The 23,127-nt window shown below is 40.2% G+C and carries 14 protein-coding genes; 6 read left to right on the plus strand and 8 right to left on the minus strand.

Annotated elements, in window-relative coordinates; genetic code table 11:
* Nucleotides 1-187: 187 nt before the first annotated feature.
* Nucleotides 188-2,890 carry a DUF7133 domain-containing protein gene (locus BUF13_RS02530; protein ID WP_073570164.1) on the plus strand — a complete coding sequence of 901 codons (2,703 nt, stop codon included), beginning with the start codon at nucleotides 188-190 and terminating at the stop codon, nucleotides 2,888-2,890.
* A 162-nt stretch (nucleotides 2,891-3,052) separates the two neighbouring features.
* Nucleotides 3,053-3,427: a hypothetical protein gene (locus BUF13_RS02535; RefSeq protein WP_134204308.1), complete on the plus strand. Its 375-nt coding sequence runs from the start codon at nucleotides 3,053-3,055 to the stop codon at nucleotides 3,425-3,427.
* Between the two features lie 244 nt (nucleotides 3,428-3,671).
* Here BUF13_RS02535 and BUF13_RS02540 read toward each other — a convergent pair whose 3' ends face one another.
* Genes BUF13_RS02540 through BUF13_RS02550 form a run of 3 tightly spaced genes read right to left on the minus strand, consistent with a single transcriptional unit; the run spans nucleotide 3,672 to nucleotide 9,179 of the window.
* The gene (locus BUF13_RS02540) at nucleotides 3,672-4,787 is read right to left on the minus strand and encodes a Gfo/Idh/MocA family protein (protein WP_073570166.1); all 1,116 of its coding nucleotides are present in this window, start codon (nucleotides 4,785-4,787) and stop codon (nucleotides 3,672-3,674) included.
* Between the two features lie 41 nt (nucleotides 4,788-4,828).
* Nucleotides 4,829-5,689: a sugar phosphate isomerase/epimerase family protein gene (locus BUF13_RS02545; RefSeq protein ID WP_073570167.1), complete on the minus strand. Its 861-nt coding sequence runs from the start codon at nucleotides 5,687-5,689 to the stop codon at nucleotides 4,829-4,831.
* Between the two features lies 1 nt (nucleotide 5,690).
* Complete coding sequence (locus BUF13_RS02550) at nucleotides 5,691-9,179, minus strand: PVC-type heme-binding CxxCH protein (RefSeq protein WP_073570168.1); 3,489 nt, start codon at nucleotides 9,177-9,179, stop codon at nucleotides 5,691-5,693.
* A gap of 136 nt (nucleotides 9,180-9,315) precedes the next feature.
* On the opposite strand from BUF13_RS02550, the gene BUF13_RS02555 reads away from it, so the two are divergent.
* Nucleotides 9,316-10,185 carry an AraC family transcriptional regulator gene (locus BUF13_RS02555; RefSeq protein WP_073570169.1) on the plus strand — a complete coding sequence of 290 codons (870 nt, stop codon included), beginning with the start codon at nucleotides 9,316-9,318 and terminating at the stop codon, nucleotides 10,183-10,185.
* 175 nt (nucleotides 10,186-10,360) lie between these two features.
* On the opposite strand, the gene BUF13_RS02560 is transcribed toward BUF13_RS02555, so the two are convergent.
* From BUF13_RS02560 to BUF13_RS02570, 3 genes are all read right to left on the minus strand, one after another.
* Entirely contained in the window at nucleotides 10,361-11,038 is a 678-nt protein-coding gene (locus BUF13_RS02560) for a LytR/AlgR family response regulator transcription factor (protein ID WP_073570170.1), read from the minus strand.
* Nucleotides 11,039-11,041: 3 nt separating this feature from the next.
* Nucleotides 11,042-12,460 (minus strand): sensor histidine kinase, encoded by a 1,419-nt coding sequence (locus BUF13_RS02565; protein WP_073570171.1) that lies wholly within the window; start codon nucleotides 12,458-12,460, stop codon nucleotides 11,042-11,044.
* Nucleotides 12,461-13,645: 1,185 nt separating this feature from the next.
* Entirely contained in the window at nucleotides 13,646-15,112 is a 1,467-nt protein-coding gene (locus BUF13_RS02570; RefSeq protein WP_073570172.1) for an SLC13 family permease, read from the minus strand.
* 472 nt (nucleotides 15,113-15,584) lie between these two features.
* On the opposite strand from BUF13_RS02570, the gene BUF13_RS02575 reads away from it, so the two are divergent.
* The 3 genes from BUF13_RS02575 to BUF13_RS02585 all read left to right on the plus strand — a co-directional run bounded on the left by BUF13_RS02575 (nucleotide 15,585) and on the right by BUF13_RS02585 (nucleotide 19,602).
* Complete coding sequence (locus tag BUF13_RS02575; protein ID WP_073570173.1) at nucleotides 15,585-16,235, plus strand: hypothetical protein; 651 nt, start codon at nucleotides 15,585-15,587, stop codon at nucleotides 16,233-16,235.
* Nucleotides 16,236-16,301: 66 nt separating this feature from the next.
* Nucleotides 16,302-19,232, plus strand: coding sequence for a PVC-type heme-binding CxxCH protein (locus BUF13_RS02580; protein WP_073570174.1), 2,931 nt, complete (start codon nucleotides 16,302-16,304; stop codon nucleotides 19,230-19,232).
* Between the two features lies 1 nt (nucleotide 19,233).
* A complete protein-coding gene (locus BUF13_RS02585) occupies nucleotides 19,234-19,602 on the plus strand; it encodes a MoaF-related domain-containing protein (protein ID WP_134204310.1) in 369 nt (122 codons plus the stop codon).
* Between the two features lie 357 nt (nucleotides 19,603-19,959).
* Here BUF13_RS02585 and BUF13_RS02590 read toward each other — a convergent pair whose 3' ends face one another.
* A complete protein-coding gene (locus tag BUF13_RS02590; protein ID WP_083586347.1) occupies nucleotides 19,960-21,624 on the minus strand; it encodes a M1 family metallopeptidase in 1,665 nt (554 codons plus the stop codon).
* A gap of 4 nt (nucleotides 21,625-21,628) precedes the next feature.
* Nucleotides 21,629-23,074, minus strand: a complete 1,446-nt coding sequence (locus BUF13_RS02595) for an aminopeptidase P family protein (RefSeq protein WP_073570176.1) — start codon at nucleotides 23,072-23,074, stop codon at nucleotides 21,629-21,631.
* Nucleotides 23,075-23,127: the final 53 nt, after the last annotated feature.

Genomic DNA, 23,127 nt, shown 5'->3' on the forward strand with positions numbered 1-23,127 from the left:
TATCCTCACCAAATGAGTGAAACTTTCGATTATCTCTTTGTTTAAAATTTTAAGCTTTACGTTAAATCTTTCTTGAATTTTTTACGCAACTGGTTACCCTCAACAAGGAATAAACCCATAATTTGTAGATCCTTTTAATTGGAAGGATTGGGATTCCTGATCCTTAAGAATTTAATCCATTACCATTATGCGTTTTAGCAATAAGGCCCTTGTTGTATCTGCTTTGATTTCTGGTATTGCTTTTTCATGTGAGCAAAAAAGGTCTCCATTTGATGTAAGCCCTGCCGAATCCATGGATCCCTCAAGATTGGAAGAGCCATATCCTGAAGTACAGTTACCGGAAGGAATTGATATGGAATCTCCCATCTGGAAAGGGATTGATTTAAGTCCCAAACCTCCAGTAGTTCCTGTTTCTGCAAATGAGCAGAAGAAATCCTTTGTATTGCATCCTGGATATCAAATTGATCCTGTGCTTTCTGAGCCTCAAATCAAGGAGCCAGCGGCCATCCAATTTGATGGAAATGGAAGAATGTATGTATTGGAGTTAAGGACTTACATGCAGGATTTGGATGCCAATGGGGAGCTTCTACCAACCTCCCAAATTTCAAGATGGGAAGACTTGGACGATGATGGGGTTTATGAAACGGGAACAGTATTCTTAGATAGCTTGGTTTTTCCTCGCTATGTGGTTCCATTTGGCCCAAATAGTATTTTATCCATGGAATCCAATGAAGATCATGTTTACAAATACACAGATACTGATGGAGACGGTCAGGCGGATAAAAAAGAACTCTTTGCATCCGGCTTGGGAAGATCCGGGAATGTGGAGCATCAAACGAGCTTTTTGACTTGGACATTAGACAACTGGATGTACAGTACCTATAATTCCAAGAGAATAAGATGGACTCCAAGTGGTGTTGTAATTCAGGAACCCAGTGGTAATCCATGGGGTCAATGGGGAGTGACCCAGGATAATTATGGGCAGCAGTGGTTCCAAGACGGGGCAGGTGGAGTTCCTCAAGGTTTTCAATTCCCGATTGTCTATGGAAATTTCAATGTAAAAGGCGGCTTGAAAGAAGGGTTTAGAGAGCCATTCAGTTTGGTGAAACTTTTTGACTTCCAACCGGGGATGCAGGAGGCAAAACCTGATGGATCATTGAGGAATGTGACAGGGGCTGCTGGAAATGATGTTTTCCGGGGAGATCGTCTTCCTTCTGACCTCGTTGGTCAATATATCTATGGCGAGCCTGTAGGACGTATTATTCGCCGTATTGAGACTGAAAAGGTGGAAGGCTTGTCATATCTTCAAAATGTTTACCGTGAAGAAAAGTCTGAATTCATTCAATCTACAGACCCTTTGTTTAGACCTGTAGATATGGCTACAGCTCCAGATGGCACACTTTATATCGTGGATATGTATCGAGGTATTATTCAAGAAGGGGAGTGGACTCAGGATGGAAGTTACCTGAGAACCAAAATTCAGCAGTATCAAATGGATGATGTCATTGGAAATGGTAGAATTTGGAGATTGAGCTATGAAGGAATGCCCAGGAATACCGAAAAGCCTAGAATGTATGATCAAACCAGTGCAGAGTTGGTTAAGCACTTAGAGCATCCAAATGGCTGGTGGAGAGATATGGCTCAGCAGATCATGGTCATGAGACAGGATAAATCTATTGCACCAGCTTTGGAAGAAATGGCTAAAAATTCTGAAAATGAATTGGCTCGAATTCATGCTATTTGGACTTTGGAAGGTCTTGGAGAATTGAAAGCTGAGATGGTTCAGTCTTTAGTCAATGATTCTAGCCCTAAGATTCAAATGCAAGCAATGAGAGCTGGGGAAACTTTGTACAAGTATGGTAATAAGAGCTTAGCTGAACTCTATCGAGAAGGAACCAAAGATCCAGATGTGGATGTAGCGCTTCAAGCTCTATTGAGTGCTTATATTTTGAATATTGATGAGGTGGAAAGCCTGATACAAACCACGATGAAATCCAATCCAGCAAATGGTATCCAGGTGATTGGTGCTCAATTATTGGAAAAGATGGAGGAAGCCAAGAAAGCGGCTAACACCAAATTTGCTCCTGAAGAACAGGCTTTGTTCGTTCAGGGTAAATCTATTTTTGATAGCTACTGTTCTACTTGCCATGGTCCAAAAGGTCTTGGTTCTCCTGCCGGTGAAGGCAAATTGATTGCTCCGGCTTTCTCAGGTTCCCCAAGGATACAGGGACATCCAGAGTATGCCGTTAAAACCCTTTTGCATGGTCTTACTGGTGACATTGAAGGGAAAATGTATGAAGGTGTGATGATCGCAATGAATTCTAACGATGATAAGTATATCGCATCTGTGATTTCATATATCAGAAACGATTTTGGAAATAATGGAAGTTTTGTGACTCCTGAATTTGTAGCCAAGATTCGTCAGGAAACAGCCGATAAAGAGGGAATGTATACGTATGAAGAACTATCAGCTGGAATTCCTAAAGCTTTGACAGCTATGGATACTTGGAAAGCGACTGCGAGCAGTACTGCTTTAAGAGGTGTTGGTTCGACCAGAGATGCTTCCTATGCGTTTTCTTTCAAAGGTTGGAAGACAGATAGTAATCAAGAAGCTGGAATGTGGTTCCAGGTTGAATTACCAGAAGCCAAAATATTGACTGAAGTTCAATTTGATTCAGGAAATGAAGAATTCCCAGTAGAATATCAGGTAATGGTTTCCAATGATGGAACCGAATGGACTGCTGTAACAAAAGAAGTTGGTATTCCTGGAGTAAACTCTTCAAGCTGGGATGCTTCTGAGGCTTTCAGATACTTAAAGATTCAAACCACTCAAGGCGGAGACAAGGCTTGGTTTATGAAGAATTTGACTTTGTTTGCTCGTTTATTATAAATAGAAATTTATTTGCAGAAAGGAGTGGAGTGATCCACTCCTTTTTTATTTGGCTAATTTGATATTTGTCAATCAACTATTTTGCTAAGGGTGTTTGAACTTATTTTTATTATTGTTTCATTTGGATATAATAGAATATTATTTACTTCAACCCAAAAAACCATGAAACTAAAGAACTACACATTCCTATTCAGTTTAGTACTTATTTTTTCTTTGATGTCCTTTCAATTGCCTTCCAATGTAGAAGAGTCTTTTGATGGAAAATGGGAAGTTTTGGTCAAAGATACTCCCCAAGGAAATGCAACAATCCCCATGCGATTTGAAACAGTAGATGGAGCTACAAAAGGCTACTTTTTGGAAACTCCAGATGGAGAGGAAAAAGCGATGACATCTGTAAGTATCAAAGAAGGTAAGCTGACAGCTTATTTTACTATTACAGGTTATGACGTGTATATCAGCCTTCAAAAAATAGATGATGACAATGCTTCGGGTTCATTAATGGATATGTTTCCTGCTGAAGGAAAAAGAGTGAAGTAATTCCATTCTACGAAACCCGGATTATGCAATAGGTTTCGTTATGAAGACATTAATTGCAAGAAAATCAGGCTGTTTGGAAACTGAGGCATAGCACCGCTATGGTAAAGTTGAAAACAGCAATGTGATGGCTGATTTTGAAGTAATTAATGGCAGTAATAGAATTGCTATTGCATATTTCGGGTTAAAGACAAAAAAAAGGCAGCTCGAAACCAAGCTGCCTTTTCCAATTCATATTAAACCCAAATTATTTTTTCAAAGTAAATTCTGGAAGGTATTTGATCTTTCCACCTTCCATGGCTGATTCGTGAGCCAAAATACCTACGCAGGTAATGTTAGCAGATTGTCTTGCATCAGGATAAGGAGCTCTTTCTGTATAAAGCGCTGAAAGGAACTCATGAACCAAATGTGGGTGAGAACCTCCGTGACCTGAACCCTGGATAAAAGACAAGTGCTGATTGTCATCAGAATCATAAACTCCTTGCATGGTAAATCCGGCGATTTCATCTGGCAATAAATGCGCGTAATCAGGGATTTTCACTCTCTCAGGAACTTCGCCAGTGTGAATGACAGAGTCTTCATGCTCGATCAAAGTCCATTCGAAGGATTTTTCAGAACCATAGACATCAAAGCTTTCTCTGTATTGACGTGCCGTATTGAATAGAGATCTGGTCACTTCAGCAGAAAGATCAGAATCTTTCATCTTGATATGACAAGTCTCAATGGCAAATGGAGAACCGTATTTAGGAATCAGGTTTTCATCAATCGTTCCTGATCCGAAGCATGAAACGTATTCAGCTTCGCCTTTAGGCAATGCCAAAACAGGTCCTACACAGTGCGTAGCATAATGCATAGGAGGGAGACCTTCCCAATAGCCTGGCCATCCAGCCATTTCTTGTTGGTGAGAGCCTCTCAAGAATTGAAGTTTACCCAATTCTCCTTTCTCATACATCTCTTTGATGAAAAGGAATTCACGGCTATAAACAACCGTCTCCATCATCATATAAGTCAATCCAGTTCTTTCGCATTCCTCTACGATCTTTTTACAATCTTCAACAGAAGTAGCCATTGGAACTGTACAAGCCACGTGTTTGCCTGCCTTTAGGGCCTTAATTGACTGCTCTGCGTGATTCTGGATCGGTGTATTGATGTGAACTGCGTCGATGTCTGGATCTTTTAGCAATTCATCATAATCGGTATATACTTTTTCGATTCCGAAAGCCTTGCCGATTTCCTCTGCTTTCTCTTTATTTCTTTGGCAAATCGCATACATGTTTGCCCATGGGTGTTTTTGGTAAATCGGAATAAATTCCGCTCCAAAACCCAAGCCGATAATTGCTATGTTTATTGGTTTCTTACTCATAATCTATTTTAAAAAAGGGTTATTGTATGGTTAATTGACTATTATTCCGATGCCCAAGATTTAAGGAAAGTATATCCGTCTTTGGCAAAACCATCTTGACTTGGAACCAATGGTTTCCAGATACAAACTGCTCCAGCAAGTTCTTTCACTTCCGGAGTAAAGCTTTCGATGGAGATCGTTCCTTTGTAATTGACAGCTTCCAAGCCTCTTTTCCAAGCTGCCCAGTTAGTCTGACCTGTTCCAGGAGTTCCTCTGTAGTTCTCGGAAACCTGAACATGGATCAATTTGTCACCAACAGTTTTGATAGCTTCTTCGATGCTCGGCTCCTCGATATTCATATGAAATCCGTCCAAAAGAGCTTTTGCTTCAGGTTCATTGATATCGGTGATCAATTGCTTGAGTTCTGCAGCTGTATTGATTAGGTCGGTTTCAAATCGATTTAAAGTCTCGATTGCAATTTCCAAACCCTGAACTCTGGCTCTTTCACAAACTTTTCTCAAGTTGGTAACGGCCAAATTCCATTCGATTTTCTTCTGCTCAGGAGAAACAAGTCTAGCTTTTCCAACAGCTGAATACATAGGACCTGCAACAAAGCCGGCGCCTAATTGAGCTGCGATATCAAAGCATCTATCCAAGTAATCAAAACAGGTCTGATGAAACTTAGGATCCTCGTTTGTCAAATCACGAGTAGGTCCAAATGCCCCGCAAATAATGGGTGCTAACCCATTACTTGCTAAAGCATCTGCTACAACAGGTATATCTATTAAGTCAGGATCTTCTACAGGGATTTCCACTGCATCGTATCCGTATTCTTTGATCTTTGGAAATAGAGCTATGGTTTCTGAGCTAAAAGGGGAGGTCCATAACCAGGTACTGACTCCGAATTTTACGTCTAATGCCATTTTACTCTACGATCATTGTTCCAAACATAATTCTCCAGTGTCCAGGAACTGTACATACAAATGGATATTCTCCAGGCTCGGTAGGTGCAGTGAAGACGATGGTTTCTACTCCTTCAGGATCAACAAGCGCAGTCGCCGCAATCACTTCAGGGATATTTGGAACATAGTTTTGTTCAGCTCCTTTTGGATCTCTAGCCAATTCATCTGCAGCTTTTCCGATGATTTCCATGGTACCTTTTTTACCTATTACTAGGTTGTGCTGCATGAAATCAGGGTTTTCTACATCGATTGTTACTTGAGAACCTGCTTTCACAGTGAAGGTAGACTTGTTGAATTTCATCTCATGAGGAACAACAGCGATTTTCACCATAGAAGTACCATTGGCATTGGATGCTGAGGTATCCTCTGAGCCAGAAGTCATTCCAGAACCAGGTTTTTTCAAGCCCAGAGTAGATTTGTTACTCAATCTACCGTTGAACCACCAAGTTCCTTCGTATTTACCAACTACATATCTGCTGTCATTGGTACCAGCTCTTACTCGGCTTGGAGTCAATTCTTCAGTAAACAATCCTGCAGTTTTTCCTTTTGCTACTTCAGCTCCATCTATTTTCAAAGTCATAGATCCATCCTCAACCAAAGTTGCATCGATCGTAAACAATTCTTCAGGAAGACCTTTTGGAGAACTGATGATAGTTTGCTTTTCGTTTTGAGCTACTGCGAAATACAATTTGTCATCCATCACGTACAAACTGTAGCCGTTTGTATTATTTCCTTGAGCTACCAAAACACCCTCTAAAGGATCATCGGCTTTGGAAATCATCATTCTGATAGAGATTTCTTTCCCTCTTGCATCTGGTGGGAAAAGGATAGAGTTACGCTGATCCAAAGGATATTGCTCACTAACCAAACCTCTTGCAATTTTCTCAGTCAAGGTCAATTCTTCCTCTTTGTCAAATGCAGGATCCAAGTCAACAAACTCAGTCGGATGAGCCAAAACAGCTGCAAAAACTGCTTGTGGCAAATAAGGATCATCGGCGTTTTCAGCATTTGCAGCGGCTTTCACCAATTCTTTGGATGCATCTTCAGAGAAAGGCATTTCTGAAAGTGTCAAGAATGCATATTTTCTTGTATGAAGGTCTTTATCCTCCAAGATGCCTGAACCCAAAATGGCTTTCAAAGTTTCTTGAGTAGGAGGAAGGACTCTCAAAGCATTTTTTCTAACCCCTGCAGAAGGATGCTTCAAAGCTTTCTCCACAATCATATCTGCTTCTCTGTTGCTTCCGTCCAATTGTCCTAGACCATGCAAAGCCCATAGCGCATTGATAGCAGGACCATTGATTCCTATTTCGTCAGTGGACTGATCAGAAATGATTTTATACAAATCAGAAAGAACCTCAGTGTTTTTGTTTTCTACGATCAATCGCTGAGCAGTCAATCTCCAGAACATGTTTTCACTCTTCAATGCTTCAATCAATTCAGAATTGGAAGCATCTTTCAAATCGAAAGTTTTGGAAGGCGTACCACCTTTATAAACTACGCGATAGATTCTACCATGCTGACGGTCACGCATTGGATTGATATAGGCATTTCCTTCACCATTTTCCCATCCTCTTGGAGTTGGGTTATGTTGGATGATAAAGTTGTACCAATCAGCTACCCAAAGTGCTCCGTCAGGACCTACTTCTGCGTGAACAGGAGAGAACCACTCGTCAGAGCTTGCTAGAATATTGAATTTGTTTTTTTCAGTATAACCAGAGCCATTTGCATTGATTTGAGCATTGTGAAGTACACGTCCAGTTGGCTCAGCTACGAAAGCAATTTTGTTCCAATAAGATTCAGGGAAACTCCTAGCAGTGTAGAAATTGTGTCCAGCAGCAGCAGTATAAGATCCATGCCAGTCAACTTGTCTCAAGAATGGAGTCAAATGAGGCATATCATAGTGCGTATCGATACCATGAACTGTATTGGCAGAACCTTGGTAAATAGGTCTTTTGATATACTTGTTTGCCATGGAGTAATACACAGAGTGCTGTCCGTTGGCAGTAGAGATAAAGGTTTCGAAATCTTCAGTGAAACCCAATCCCCAAGTGTTGTTGGAGGTATTTCCTAGGTATTCCAAGTTTTCGCCGGATGGCTCAAATCTATAAACGCCTTGTCCAAAAGAATGTCTTTGGCCGCTTACTTCACCATTGAAGCCAGAGTAACCTAAAACACCCCATACTTTATTGTCAAATCCGTATTTCAAGTTAGATGGACCTGCGTGAGTATCTGATTTACCCCAGCCAGTCATTACTACTTCTTTTACATCTGCTTTGTCATCTCCGTCGGTATCTTTCAAGAATACAAAATCAGGAGCCATAGAAATTAAAACACCTCCATTAACAGCCATGATAGATGTAGGAATGTTCAATCCTTCTGCGAAAATGGTCACTTTATCAGCTTTACCATCTCCGTCAGTATCTTCCAAAATCTTGATTTTGTCATCGCCACCTTCTTTTCTGATTTCATTTGGATAATCAGTAGTTTCGATCACAAACAATCTTCCTCTTTCATCCCAAGTCATTGCAATTGGGTTGATGATCATTGGCTCAGAAGCAAAAAGCTCCAATTCAAAGCCTACAGGCACCTGAACCAATTTCATGCTCTCTTCCGGAGAAAGTGGATGCTGGAAACGTGGAGCTGGATCTCTTTTTTCGTAGTTAGGAATCTCCGCATCTTCGAAAGTAGGAGTAGGGATATTGTAAGCAGTCAAAAGCTCATTGACTTTATCACCTACAGCCCATAGAATACCATTTGCTACAAGCTGCTGGAACTCTTCTTTTTCCCAAGTTTTTTCATTGTGCCCGTAGGCAGTATAAAACACACGTCCTTCTCCTTCATCACGAGTCCAAGTGTAAGGCTCTTTATGGTCACCTTCCACTCGCTCCATTAATACATGCATGTCAGGATTTACTTTGGAATGGACATAAGTCTCATCCCAAGTCTCAAATTCCTCAATTCCATCCATGATTGGATGCTCAGCATCTATAATATCCACAGTAAAATCTCCCACACCATGTGTGCTAAATTGCCCTCCGACGGCTGATATGTACCAATCGGAATTTTGGAAGCAAAAAGAGGCGCTGTGAATAGGAATTAAAGCTTTACCACCTTGAACATAGTCCTTAAGAGCAGATTCCTGATCAGGAGAAATTTGATCATGGTTGGCATAAATCATCAATCCGTCATAGTTGGCAAGGGTGCCTGGATTGAGATCATTGGGATCGGTCGTGTAAGTTAGGTTGATCCCTTTTTGAAAAAGAGGAGTTTCTAAATACATCATCAATTTCTCAGAATTGTGATGTTCACTCTCGTGTCCTAAAACCAAAATCTCCACTCTACGTGGTTCGGTCATGGAAAGGAAGCTCTGCTCTTTTTTGCAGGCGAATAGCAGGGTCAAGAAGGCTAAGACAATGAAACCTCTAAAACCCGATTTGTTGTATTTACTCATCCTTTGGGTTTATGAATTTTTTTAGGCTACTATATTCCTAATTTTAGAAGAGGAAGTCCAACTGTATACTTTTAAATTCTGACTGTTTTTTGATATTTATTTTTACATTGTAAGCAAATCTTATCAATAATCAGGAATGAAACCTGTTCAAAAGTCAAGAATTCCAGCAAATAAAGCTTTTATAATCAAGGAGTTGATTGCTCCTTACTTTGATAATAAATGGCATTTCCATTCTGAGTTTCAGCTCTTTGTAGCTTTGAAAGGGAAGGGGACCCGTTTTATCGGAGACAATATGCAATCCTTCGAGGAAGGAGACATGGTCATGACCGGTCCCAACTTGCCTCATCTTTGGAGAAATGACCTGGAATATTTTGATTCCAACTCCGGTTTGGAAACCCATGGAATCGTCATCTATTTTCCAGATACTTTTTTGAATAATTCGGTATTCAAGCTCGAAGAGTTCAGTTTTATCTCCTCATTGCTCCATAAGTCATCCCGAGGAATTCAGATTTCCGGAAAAACCAATTTGGAAGTTACGAGCCTGATGAAGGAGCTTTTGGAAGTTGAGGGGATTGAAAGTATTATCCATCTATTGAAGATTTTGCAAAAAATAGCCGTTTCTGAAGATTGTAGACTGATCACGGAAGCTACCTATATCAATACTCATAAGGAATCAGAAAAGGATCGGATGGGGATGGTATTCGATTTTGTGATGCATAACTTCCGGGATAAAATCTCCTTAAAAGAAGTCGCTGATATCTGTAATCTCTCCGAAAGTGCTTTTAGTCGCTATTTTAAAAGTAGAGCCAATCAGTCCTTTTCTGATTTTCTAAGCCAAATCCGGATCAATCATGCCTATAAGCTCCTACAGGATGAATCCATGAACATCAGTCAAATCTGCTATGAATGCGGATTTTTCACCCTTTCCAATTTCAATAAGCAGTTTAAAGAGCGAAGCGGAAAGACCCCTTTGGAATATAGAAAGGAGTTTACCACCCGCTATTAAACCCGAAATATGCAATAGCAATTCTATTTAATCCATTAATTGCTTCAAAATCAGTCATTACATTGCTGTTTTCAACTTCACCATAGCGGTGCTATGCCTCAGTTTCCAAACAGTCTGATTTTCTTGCAATTAATGACTCCATAACGAAACCTATTGCATAATCCGGGTTATAGGCTTAAGCCTTGAATTTTTCCTGAATCCCGTCTAAATACGTAGAGCTCACCGGAACAGTATGACCTTTCAGATGCAATTGATGTCTTTCAATACGATTTACTAATTGGGCATTAGCCAAAAAGGATCGATGTGTCCGGATAAAATAGGAGGGCAGTTCCTGTTCTACTTGAGCCAAAGTCATTCTACTTACTACTTTTTGATCCGTAAGCTGGAAGTTCACATAGTTGGCTTGGGATTCACAATACAATAAATCCTGAAAATCCACCCGAACGCTTCCATCGGTTGTTCTGACAAAAATATAGGCCGGATCATTTCCAGGTTGGAGAGAAAGCCAATCCTGAGCTTTTTGGCAGGCCTTGAGAAATCTGGAAAATGAAAAAGGCTTCAACAGGTAATCCAGAGCATCCAATTCAAAACCCTTCACAGCAAAATCCGAATAAGCGGTAGTGAAAATCACCTGAGTTTCCGTAGGAAGTAATTCAGCTAAATCTATCCCTGAGATATCAGGCATATTGATATCCAAAAATACCAATTGAACGGGATTGGCTTTCAGATATTCCAACCCCTCAATTGCATTGGTAAAATATTCTTTGACTTCTATAAAAGGCACTTTGGAGGCGTGCGATTTGATCACCTCCAAAGCAAAAGATTCGTCGTCGATGGCGATTGCCGTCAGCATAGGTTATTGTAGTTGGATGGAAAAATGTACAAAGAAATCAGAGTCATTGGAAACAATACTGAGTTCATGTTTTTCAGGATAGGTCAGCTCCAGACGCTTTTTCACATTCTCCAATCCGATTCCGGATTCTTCGCGGTCTTGTTCTGATTTGGATTTTTCTGGGTGTACGCTATTAACCACATCCAAATGAAGAGAACCGGCGATGCATCTCAAATTGATTTTGATCCAAGATTTTTCTTTGGAACTGATTCCGTGTTTAAAGGCATTTTCTACGAAAGGAATAATCAGCATTGGAGCGATATTGCCAGAACATTGGTTTTCATTGATCTGAATGTCTACATCTAGGTTTTTCTGCGCTCCAAATCGCAGCATCTGCAGATCCAGGTAGTTTTTCAGATAGGTTATTTCTCTGCTCACAGGAATTTGAGGCATCTGATTTTCATGAAGCATAAAGCGCATCATATCGCCCAGCTTTTGAATTCCATCGGAGGTCTTTTCTGCATTTTCCATCAAAGAACTCGCATAAAGCGTGTTTAGTGCATTGAACAAGAAATGTGGATTGATCTGAGAACGCAAGAAATCCATGCTTGCATTTCCTTGATTTACTTGGGTAGTCAAGGTGGTGATAGTTCCTGTAAATGAATCGTATTTTTTGAAAACCAAATTGCTTAAAGGAATCACAATCAATGCTGCAATAGCGGCTACCATGACTCCAATCAAGAAGATAAATTCTTCATTGTTATCTGCAGCAATAATGAAGAAAATCAACAGGATAATACCTAACAGTAAAGCCAGAAACCAATTTGCTCTTTTGGTTTTTCCTTTTTGTCTATTTCTATAAATCAGGAAGTAGTTAAATGCGATAACAATCAGAATAGCTGGAACAATCAGAATAAAGAATACCAGAGCTACTTCATTGGTAATTGTTCTTTGCGACAGCACCAAAAACAAAATCAGAAATAAATAGGCGAGGATGAGCCTTAATTGGTTATAAAAGGAGAAATCCTGAAAACGGGGAGGAGTGAGCATTTCTTTGATCACAAATGCCGAAAGGTGATAGCTGGCATACAAAAGGACCATTCCGAAATAAAGGAAAAATACATTGGGCACTGCTCCGTTAAGGCTAACAGTAGCAATAACCGAAAGGATTAGACTTCCTGTTAATGTGAGTAAAGAGAACCCCACCAATTGCCAGACGTTTCGGTTTTTGATGTAGGTAGGGACCAGTTTCATATGAACTATATAGAAACTCGCAAATATGACACTGGGTACCAGCACGTTCTTTAAGGATCGTACACCTTCAAGTCCAGACCATCTGAGATAGCTGCTTTGAGAAATTAAGTTGAACAGAATAATACAGACGAAAGTGATGGTTACCATCCACCATTCGATCTGTCGAAAGTCTAAACTTTTGTTTTTCATGGGATTAGTTGAAAGAAACTAGCGTGAATAATTGATACAACAGCGCCAGAAGCATCAAAAATAAGTATCCACGGTTGGATTCCTTAAGATGGTTAGGTGTTTCGCTGCTTTTTGTTTTCATGAAACAAGAATACAGCACAGCAACACCTTACTCAATTAGTTGGGATGAAATGGGGGATAGGTGGGATGGAATTTTTTAGCTTATAGTTTTTAAACAGAATAGCGCAAGTCTCCAGACTTGTGCTTTTCAATGTTGCAGGTTAAAACTGCTATTATTTAAATGTGTCTAGAGATTTTTTCACTGCTTTAGTAATGGTAGTCAGGACTATAAAGTTTACCTTAAATTCATAAGAGGAATTCAAATCATTTTTTATCTAACTTTTGAAAGACCAAAAGTTACAAAAGTCTTTTGCTTGAATTGGCTTAAAAATGTCTTCGGACATTTTCTGCCGGATTGGGTCAAACGCTAAAAATCGCCGGATTTCCGAACAAGTTCGGAACTAGCCGATTTTCTTAACGCTTGTTGACCTCAATCCGTCACCAGCCAATTCAAAGCAAATTGTCCAATTGAAATCATGGGTAAATTTTCAAACAATTGGCAAAAAGGTGTCTTTAAATTGAGGAGAGGACTTCAATTTTAGTCTGGATCCGCCTTCCAGTTTTGGGAGTTAAGAAATCAATTGTGAGGGAGGTAATTAGGAGGCCTGCCTGCAGCAGGCAGGCTTGTCTGACGAAAATTTTGCTACTTCAAACTTCAAGTCACCACAAGAGCCAATGCAAAATTGAGGAGTTTGCTGACGTGTGGGGAGGAAATTGATTTTAAACCAAAAATGGATAGTGGCCTATTTCCACCTTAATTCGTGAAACGTATTTCTTTAAAAATTTAGACTGCCACGTTCCGTAAGCTCCACTCGCAGTGACGAAGTCTTTAACGTCATTGCGAGGAGAGGAAAGATACTAAGCAATCTATTTCTCCCGCAGATTCACACAGCCCCAATAATCATCGCGGGCCACAGATTTTCACTGATCTCATCTCGCCGAAGGCTTATCTGACTGACCGAAGGGAAGTATATCTCAGCGCAGCTGTATCTTTATTGTATCTCGCCGAAGGCCTATCTCCACCTTATTTCGCAAAGCGTATTTCTATTAAATCCTCTCTGTGCGCTCTGTGGTAAATAATTTTCCTTAAAAAGGATACATCTCCAAATCGATTCCCCATAAGACTGGTAAAAGGAAATAAACCATCATGGTGACCAGGATAATGGATAGGATATTGAGCCAGAAACCTGCTCGAACCATGTCTTTCATTTGTAGGAAGCCAGAACCAAATACAATGGCGTTGGGAGGAGTGGCGACAGGAAGCATAAAGGCACAACTTGCTGCTAAAGTTGCTCCAACCATCAATCCAAATGGATGTAAATCCAACTTGACAGCTACAGAAGCCAAAATCGGCAATAACATGGAAGCTGTGGCCACATTGGAAGTGACTTCGGTTAAGAAATTTACGGATGCGATGATGACTAGGAGCAAAACAAAGAATCCGACACCTTCTATTAAAGTGAAGCGCTGACCGATCCATTCTGCTAAGCCGGTTTCCTTAAACCCTTCAGCCAATGCCAATCCGCCTCCAAATAGGATCAAAACACCCCAAGGAATCTTTTCTGCCGTTTTCCAGTCCAAAATTCTTCCTTTCTTTTTGGAATCTGGAAGCATAAAGAGGATGACCACGCCGGTCAAAACGATAATGGTATCATCGATTCCGGGGATATATTTGGAAAGGAAAAAGCTTCTGGAAATCCAGGCCAAACAAACCAAAGAGAAGACGATAAGCACATTTTTCTCTTCATAAGACATCTTTCCAAGTTCTTTCAAACGGTCAGAAACGATGGATTTGGCGTTTTCAAGGTTGAATTTGCGGGGGAGAGGGTTAGCGAAATTCACCAGGTAGTACCAGCAGATAAAAATCAGAATTACTGACAAAGGGAAACCAAATAGCATCCATTCGTTGAAACCGATCTGATAATCATATAAATCAGAAACTACAGCCGCCAAAATCGTATTGGTGGGTGTTCCGATCAATGTTGCCAAACCGCCAATAGAAGCACTATAGGCGATTCCCAGCATAATATTTTTACCTAATCTGTCTCCAAGTGACTCATTATCATCACCAAACTGGCTTTGAAACTGCTTGACAACGGCCAAACCAATCGGTAGCATCATCAAAGAAGTCGCAGAATTGGAGATCCACATGGAAAGGAATCCTGTGGCACAAATAAAACCCAAGACAATAGTTCTCAGGTTAGTTCCAATTAAATTAATGATCGATAGGGCGATTCTTCGGTGCAAATTCCATTTTTCTATACCAGTAGCCATTAGAAAACCACCCATATACAACATCACCGTAGGATGCATATAATTTGCTGAAACGCTTCCAATCTTGAGAATTCCCATGGTTGGCATCAGAACTAATGGCAAAAATGCTGTAGCTGCAATAGGTAAAGCTTCGGTAATCCACCAGATAGCCATCCAGACTGCAATTGCCAACATGGATTGAGCTTGAGGATTTAAATCTGGAGACTCTACCAAAAAAAGAATTGCTAGGAATGCTAGAGGTCCGGCAAATAGGCCAAGAGTTGAAAGATTAATTTTCATTCAGCGCTTTAAGGGTGGTGGTTTTAAAATTTGCTGAATTTATAAATAATCTTGGAAAAGGGAAGGTTTGAAATATTCTAGTTAACATAATATAAATTATGTAACGTTTCTAGTTATTTGCGATCAGCTTGCTGATTAATATAAAATCAGTTATTGAACTTCAGATCAATAACGGTAAGGATTTTATGTTAAAGCAAATCACGAGTCTTTTACGAATCCTAGGAATAGTTAGAGGTTATTTGAGGTAGCGGATCAGGCAGGCCGCCGGCCTAAACGCTTTAGAATTCAATATTCCGTATCAATGGTCAGCTGGTTCCAAATATTAATATCTCAATGCGTTTAGGCCTAATTGGATTTTGAAAAAAAACATTTTAAATAATTGAAATATAGTCTATTAAATTAAATTTTGTTGGGATTTTAAAATAGAAATCATGATATTATTTATAGTTTTTTAATAAAAATATTTTTAAAAATGACTGAAACTAAGGATAAATTCAGTAACCGAATTTTGGCTATTGCTGCTTTGATTGGCGCATTTAGCCCATTAGTAATAAAAGCTTTGGATGTTATGGGACGAGGTGAAGCCGAGATTAACCAAGCTGATAAAGAAGAAATTTTCGACAATCATGAAGTTGCAGAAGAAGGTGGAAAAGAAGAAGATGCTGATGGTAATGAAGGGAGAAGACCTGTACTCCCATTGGATGCTAGGGATTTTGGTGTTGAAGCTATTGCCGAGAACCAAAGGGTTACGGAAACCAATTCTTCAAACCCAGCGGTAACAGAAACCAACCCTAATAATCCTAGAGCAACTGAAGCCATGATGATGAAGCCTACCTCCTATACGTTGATTAATGAATGGTTTGTGTTGAAAGAACAAAGGTATTTGCCTTTTGATGATAATAATTATAGGCTATATCCATCAAAAATTCACATGGATACTGAAAAATGCGATATATATATTAAAGATAGTCAGGGTAAAAGGATTTTATCTAAGACATTGAACGTAGGTGAGTCGGTACCCTTTGAACAAAACTCCAATAAGTATAAAATTAAATTGTTGAAACTTCGTTCACGCACCTTGGTTTCTGATTTGGCCTATTTTAATATTTATAAAGCAGAATAAGCTTTTAACTAGCCCATCTCCCCCATTCCCAAGTACTTATAAGGTAAAGAATGCTTATCTTTTCCTATGCCGATTCGAATCCTTCCTCTAATCCTTTTGTTTTCAGTTTTTTGCGTTTTTTCCTGTTCTCGGCCTTCTGAGATTCCAGAGGGATTTCAGATTGAACCGGGATTTGAATTGACTCGAGTGGCTGCGGAACCCTTGATTCAGGATCCGGTGGATTTGGAATTTGATGAGTTGGGAAATGCTTTGGTCTTAGAAATGCCGGGATATCCTTTTGAGGATCAGCAAAGTAAGATCAAGTTGCTCAAGGATTTGGATGGAAATGGGATTTATGATGAGTCTCAGATATTTGTTGAAAATCTCCAGTTGGCCAGTTCTTTTTTACCCTATCAAAAGGGGCTTTTAGTGGCTGCTCCCCCCTATTTATTGTTTGTCCGCGATGAAGATCAAAACTATATCCCGGAGCAGGTAGATACCTTGATGGGAGGATTTTCCACCGGAAATCTCCAGCATAATTACAATGGTTTGACTCTTGGGCTGGATAATTGGATTTATGCAGCCAATGGCGGAAATGATGGTGCGCCCTATTGGTGGGGAGATCCCACAAGTCAGATGGATCTAAGAGGTCAGGATTTTCGATTTAATCTGGAAACGAAAACGCTGGAAAGACTGGGAGAATCTTCAGGTGGTTTTGGATTGGGTGTGGATGAGCTGGGAAGAGTCTTTGAAACCCATAATCTGATTCATATTTTCCATTTGGTGATCCCGGATCGCTATGTTCAGGGAAAGCAGCTGTATCAAGAATACTTATTGGAAAATGTGTCTGATCACGATGAGAAAGGTTTATCGCGTATTTATCCGATCGGAGAACAGGAATCACGGGTGAATCACCCCGAGCAGTCTGGCTTTTTCTCAGGTTCTTGTGGGATTACACATTATGGAGGTGGTGCTTTGGGTGAAAATTATGATCATACCGTTTGGGTGGCTGATGTGGTCCTGAATCTGATTCATGTGGATCATATTTCGGCAAATGGAGCTTCCTTTGAGGCTTCTCGGGATGCTGAGAAACGGGAGTTTCTGGCAAGCACAGACCGGTCTTTTCGTCCCGTGAATATGTCTGTTGGGCCAGATGGGGCAATGTATGTGGTGGATATGTACCGAAAAGTCATCGAGCATCCCGAATGGATTCCCGATGAGATAGAAAAGACTTTGGATCTGGAAGCCGGAAAAGATCAGGGAAGAATCTATCAAATCCGGAAAGAAGGAAATAAAGACCGTTTTAACCTAAAGCAATTTCAAAGTGCCGAGGGCTTGCTTGAATCTTTGTCAAGTCCCAATCAATGGGTTCGGATGACTGCTCAGCGAATTCTTTTGGAAAGTGAGCTGACTGAATCTATGATTACCTCCTTGAGAGAATTGCTCAGTTCTTCCAATGAAATGGCCGAAATCCATGCATTGTGGATTTTGGCTAATTCAGGGAATATTCATGATTCTGATATTCTGAAAGCTTTGGAAAGTGCATCTCCAGTCATCCGAGAAACAGCCTTAAAGATCGCTGAAACTAGATTAGATGGAAATCAGGAATTGATTCAAAAGATTGTAATTTTCGTAGCTGATTCCAATCAAAGAGTGGCTATGCAGGCTGGATTGGCACTTTCTGTCCTCTCTCCTGCTGATTTTGAAAAAGATAAAGATCTAATTTTGAATCAAATTCAAAGTGTAGGGATTCAGGCGACAGACCTTTGGGTGATTACTGCTTTGACTTTGGCTACTCATGATGCTTCGGCAGAACTGATTGCCGGTTTATTGAAGTCATCTGATGTGAAAAGCTATTCATTTGAGTTTTTAGCTTCTTTGGCCCATGCATCCGGTGATCAAAAAGATGCTGATCAGGCTTTTGCCGCTTTGGTGGATTCTCCAATTCCTTTAGCCCAAAAACAAGGTTTGATTCATTCTTTTAATGCGCAATTGAAAAGCTCCTCTCCTGCTTTGCTATCTGCAATTCAGGCTTTGGAGAAATCAGGAAATGCAGGGATTATTTCAGAATTGGCTGTGACGAGAAACCAATTAAAACTTGCTCCATCTGCTGAATTCCTGGAATACAGCAGAAATGCCTTGCTAACGGTAATGGATGATGATCTGGCTGATTCTGTGCGATTAGAGCAGTTGGAACTCATCAAGTTGCTCCCCTACTCGGAAAAATCGGAGGTGCTGTTTACAGGTTTGAACCAATCCCAACCGTTAAAAATCCAGGAGAAATCTTTGGAACAGTTAGCAGCATTAAAGGAACCTGCCATTGGATACAAATTGGTGGAAATCTGGAATGATCTAAGTCCTCAAACGCGGAGATATGCCAGTGATCTTTTACTATATAATGCAATTCATCATGATGCTTTGTTGACGGGTTTGGAAGATGGAACTATCAATATCGGTGAGATGAACTTTGATTTGGAACGCCGTAGAGAATTGCTTTGGTGGACTGATAATGAGGAAACCAAAAGAAGAGCTGAGTTGCTGTTCTCTGATTCTGGGGTAAGCAATCGACAGGAAGCCATTGATCAGATGAAACCAGCTTTGGACTTGACTGGAAATCTGGAAGCTGGAAAAGTTGTTTTTGAACGTATTTGTGCCAATTGCCATCAATATGAATCGATTGGAAATGAGGTGGGGCCTGCTTTGACAGAAATAGGCAGAAAAAGCAAGGAAACCCTCATGCATGATATTTTGGATCCAAATGCCGCTGCAGATCCCGAATACATCAATCATCGCTTGGAAACCAAGGATGGGACGATTCATATGGGAATCATCGCTCATGAAAGTGATGATGAAATCACCATTAAAAAGATGGGAGGCGAATCAGTGATTATTCCAAAATCAGAAGTTGAATCCTTCCGATCTTTGGGATCTTCCCTGATGATGGAAGGTCTGGAAAACAGCATGAGCTCTCAAGAGATGGCAGATTTATTGGAATTTTTACAAAATGGAAACCTTTGATATGAAATACTTTGCTTCACTTTTGGTTCTTGCTTCAATCATTCTTGCTGGCTGTTCTGATTCGGAATCAGTGACTTATATAGGGAAAACACTGGAATATCAATATGGTGAAAGCATCTATCACGTTACTTTTGACTCAGATTCAGAAATGCATTGGGAGGCTGTTGCCGGGGATGAAACCGGTGCTAAAGAATTCGAAACTTACAAAGCCGAGTGGATTGATTCTCAGAAGCTATTTATCACCTGGGGAGAAGCTAATGGAATTGGTGTTAGCCAGATTTTGGACTTTGAAAATGGGATAGTTTATAATCATCTCCTACGAGATAGGGATGTAAGTATTGGGATGGGAGAAATAAGATTTTTAGATTGACAATTATTATCTGCGAAAGCTATCTTAGGTTATCTGCACGAAGTGCTATCTTTTTTATTAATTAAGATACGGCTTCGCCGAGATATGCTTCCCTTCGTTCAGCGAGATATGCCTTCGGCGAGATAATGCCCCAAAGGGGCAAAAGATAGGTAACCCCGAGTGAAACTCGGGGTACTGGCAAGAAAACCCTTTCCTCGGCCCTCTAAACCAATTTTTAGGAATAAAATTATTGCCGAGGAGGTGTTAATTACTTAGTTTTTATCCCAAAGCCAATTCTTATTAGATTTAGAATCTTTCACCCTTTCAGGGCTTTTCTGGTGCCGAGATATATTTCCCTTTGCTCCTGGTCTTTCCTCCTTAATTTCCTTTCTCCAATTTCCAATCCATCAAAACCCAAGTCTTCGGGTCAAGGATGATTTCTTCTGGTTCTTCATCTACTTGAATCCCAAATTGATTCTCTTTACTATCTATCAAGATTAACTTTTCCTCAATTTTATCCTTTGTCTTTATAGCAACTTGGATAGGCATTCGAAATTGACTTCCATCATTTTGAACCTGATCCAAATCGATTTTAACCAATTTAAGTGCAGGATCATAGGTCCAAATTCCTTCCAATTTCAAGGTTCCTGGTTTGTACAACCATTGCTCAAAAAACCACTTTAAATCCTGTCCAGATGCTTTTTCCATCTCAAATCGGAAATCATCAGTCGTGGCATTTTTATTTTGATATTTGGCATAATAGGCCCGGATTCCCTTCCAAAAGTTTTCGGTTCCTACCACTCCTCTCAGCATATGGAGTATCCAACTCCCCTTTTGATAGGTATGTGAACTCACCACTTTACTCATATCGCTGAGATTGTCATGCACTATTCGATATTCTGGATTTTTCTCATGAAAAGAGTCAACGGTCCTTTTGCTATTGGCCAAACCTTCCAAAAAGTCATCTCTTCCGTATGCATGTTCCCGAAAAAGCAAGGTGAAATAGGTCGCAAATCCCTCACTCAACCAAACATCATCCCAGTCATATTCGGTTACCGAATTCCCAAACCATTGGTGAGCGATCTCATGGATGATTACATTTCTCCAGCGGGTATTCCGATCTCCCACCACGGAACTTTCGCTATACAAAATGGCTGATGCTGCTTCCATCCCACCACTGACACTATTGGATTGAATATTGGCTAGTTTCTCGTAGGAAAATGGACCGATGTAATCGCTATAATACTCCAAAACCTGCTTAGTTGGGACAGCGAAATCATAAAAGCCCTTTTCCCGATCCTGATAATAAACCCATGTTTGGATAGACTTATGATCAAATTGATCTACTTCCTGCATTGCAAATCGAGCCACTCCCAAGACATAAAGCCAAGATGCTATGGGAACAGATTGTTTCCAATGAGTGATTCGATTTCCATCGCCCAAGTCTGTTTCTTCGATTTTTAGACCATTGGAAACCACTTGATAGTGTGATGGCGCTGTTACTATAAATTCACTGGTTGCCTTATCATAAGGATGATCTACAATAGCCAACCAATTTCTTCCTTTGTCCGGCCAATTGTCACTGAAAAAGGTTCTATCCCCATACTTGTTTTCGGCGATCTTTAGGCCAGAGGCAGGAATACCTGAATAAACGATTTTGTATTGCTTTTCTTCATTGGTTTGTGACCTGGATGGAAGCTTGATTTGCAATTCATCGCCTTCATGGATATAATATAAATCAACTCCATCAGATTGAATGGATGAAATGATCATTCCCTTGTTTTCCAAAGCTTCAGAAGCCTTTACAAGATCCAGACGAAGGTTTTCGACACCTTCGCCCAAATATTTTACATCCACCAAAACTTCGCATTTGATGACATCTGTGTCATCGGAGAGCTCAATCTTGAATTGATAATTCAGGACATCAACCTTGGGATTTTTAGGATAGGAATCTGTCCAGGCAAAACTGGCTGAGGATACGAAGCCAAGCACAAGTATCAGGAAATTCTTCAGGAATTTTTGGGGGAATATATAAACTAGCATGGCTCTATTTTAAATTAGAAAGATCGATTTCTGGTCTGAATTCAATCAGTCCTTTTTCTTGAATGATAGCTTCCACATCTTCCAATTTGGAGGGTACAAAACTGCTAAGATTTTCTACTCCATTTTCAGTAACCAAAGCGACATCCTCAATACGGATGTATAGGCGCTCCTCATGCAGCCAAATCATTGGATCTATGGTAAATACCATTCCTGCTTCCAAAGGTCTTCCACGAACTCTTCCCACATCATGAACTGCCATTCCAACTGGATGCTGAAAATGCCCTCTGAACTTCAACCCATCCTGAACGGCCTTTAAATGACTTTCCTTAACAAAAGTTTTATCCTCTAAATAGACTTTCATATCCGAGGCTGCATTATCCAAAACATAATCAGCTGTTACTCCAGGCTTGATGTATCGAAATAAAGCATCTCGGTAGGCCACAATGAAATTGTATAGCTCAGCTTGTTCAGCATCAAACTTTCCATTTACAGGCCAGATTCTGGTGACATCACTGGTATAAAACTCATAATCCGGAGCATAATCCATCAAGACCAAGTCACCATCTTTCAACTGATCTGTTTTATGAAAATAATGGCCCATATAGGCATTGGTTCCTCCTCCGATGATGGATGGATAGCCATCTCCTTGCGATCCGTATAGGTAAAAAATATACTTGGCAGCCGCATCCAATTGATATTCATAGACACCTGGATTGGTCGATCGCATTGCCTCAATTATTGCCAAACCAGCGATATGAGTAGCTTTTTTAATGACTTTAATCTCCTCTTCGCTTTTGATTAACCTCATTTCATCCAAAATCGGAGTCAGGTCCTTGATATCATATTGAGGATATCTGTCATGCAATTTTTCAATAAACAATGCTTCTCGAGTGGGATTTCCATCCCATGGGTCAGATGCATTTCTAGCTTGCCCAAAAAGGATCTCATCTCTGCTATCATTTCCAATTTCTGCAGGGCTAAATTCGGTAAACAGTACAGGCCCTGGCGGTTTGATCAATCCTGCTCCAACCAGATCATTTGCCAAAAACTCAATGCCCTTCACCTGATCAATTCCAGTCAGTTCCTTTACTAAATCTGCATCCTCGGCTGAAAGGACTTTCCCTTGGTTCCTTTCCATTCCTTCATCCCGATGAGGAAGGTATAAAATGGCCCTTTTACTTCTTCCGTTGAGCATTAAATACGCTCTGGCTGTTTCTACTCCTGTGAGATAAAAGAAGCTATTGGATTGCCTAAAAACCGAAAAACCCGGAATTCCGCTAGCTCCTTGGATTACTGCGATTGCATTATTTCCAATTTGATCAAAAACGGTATTTCTCCTTTTGGCAAATTCTTCCTTAGAAAACTCGGTTTGAAAATGTGGGTCATCTTGAGAAAATGCTGAAAATGACAAAGTAAAAATCAAGACTATAATCAGGTGGCTTTTATTCATAAGGTTTGAAGTTTAAAAAGGAATATAGGGAAATTCTTTCAGAGGAATTTTAC

The sequence above is a fragment of the Algoriphagus zhangzhouensis genome, from assembly GCF_900148515.1.
In the GTDB taxonomy this organism is placed as follows: domain Bacteria; phylum Bacteroidota; class Bacteroidia; order Cytophagales; family Cyclobacteriaceae; genus Algoriphagus; species Algoriphagus zhangzhouensis.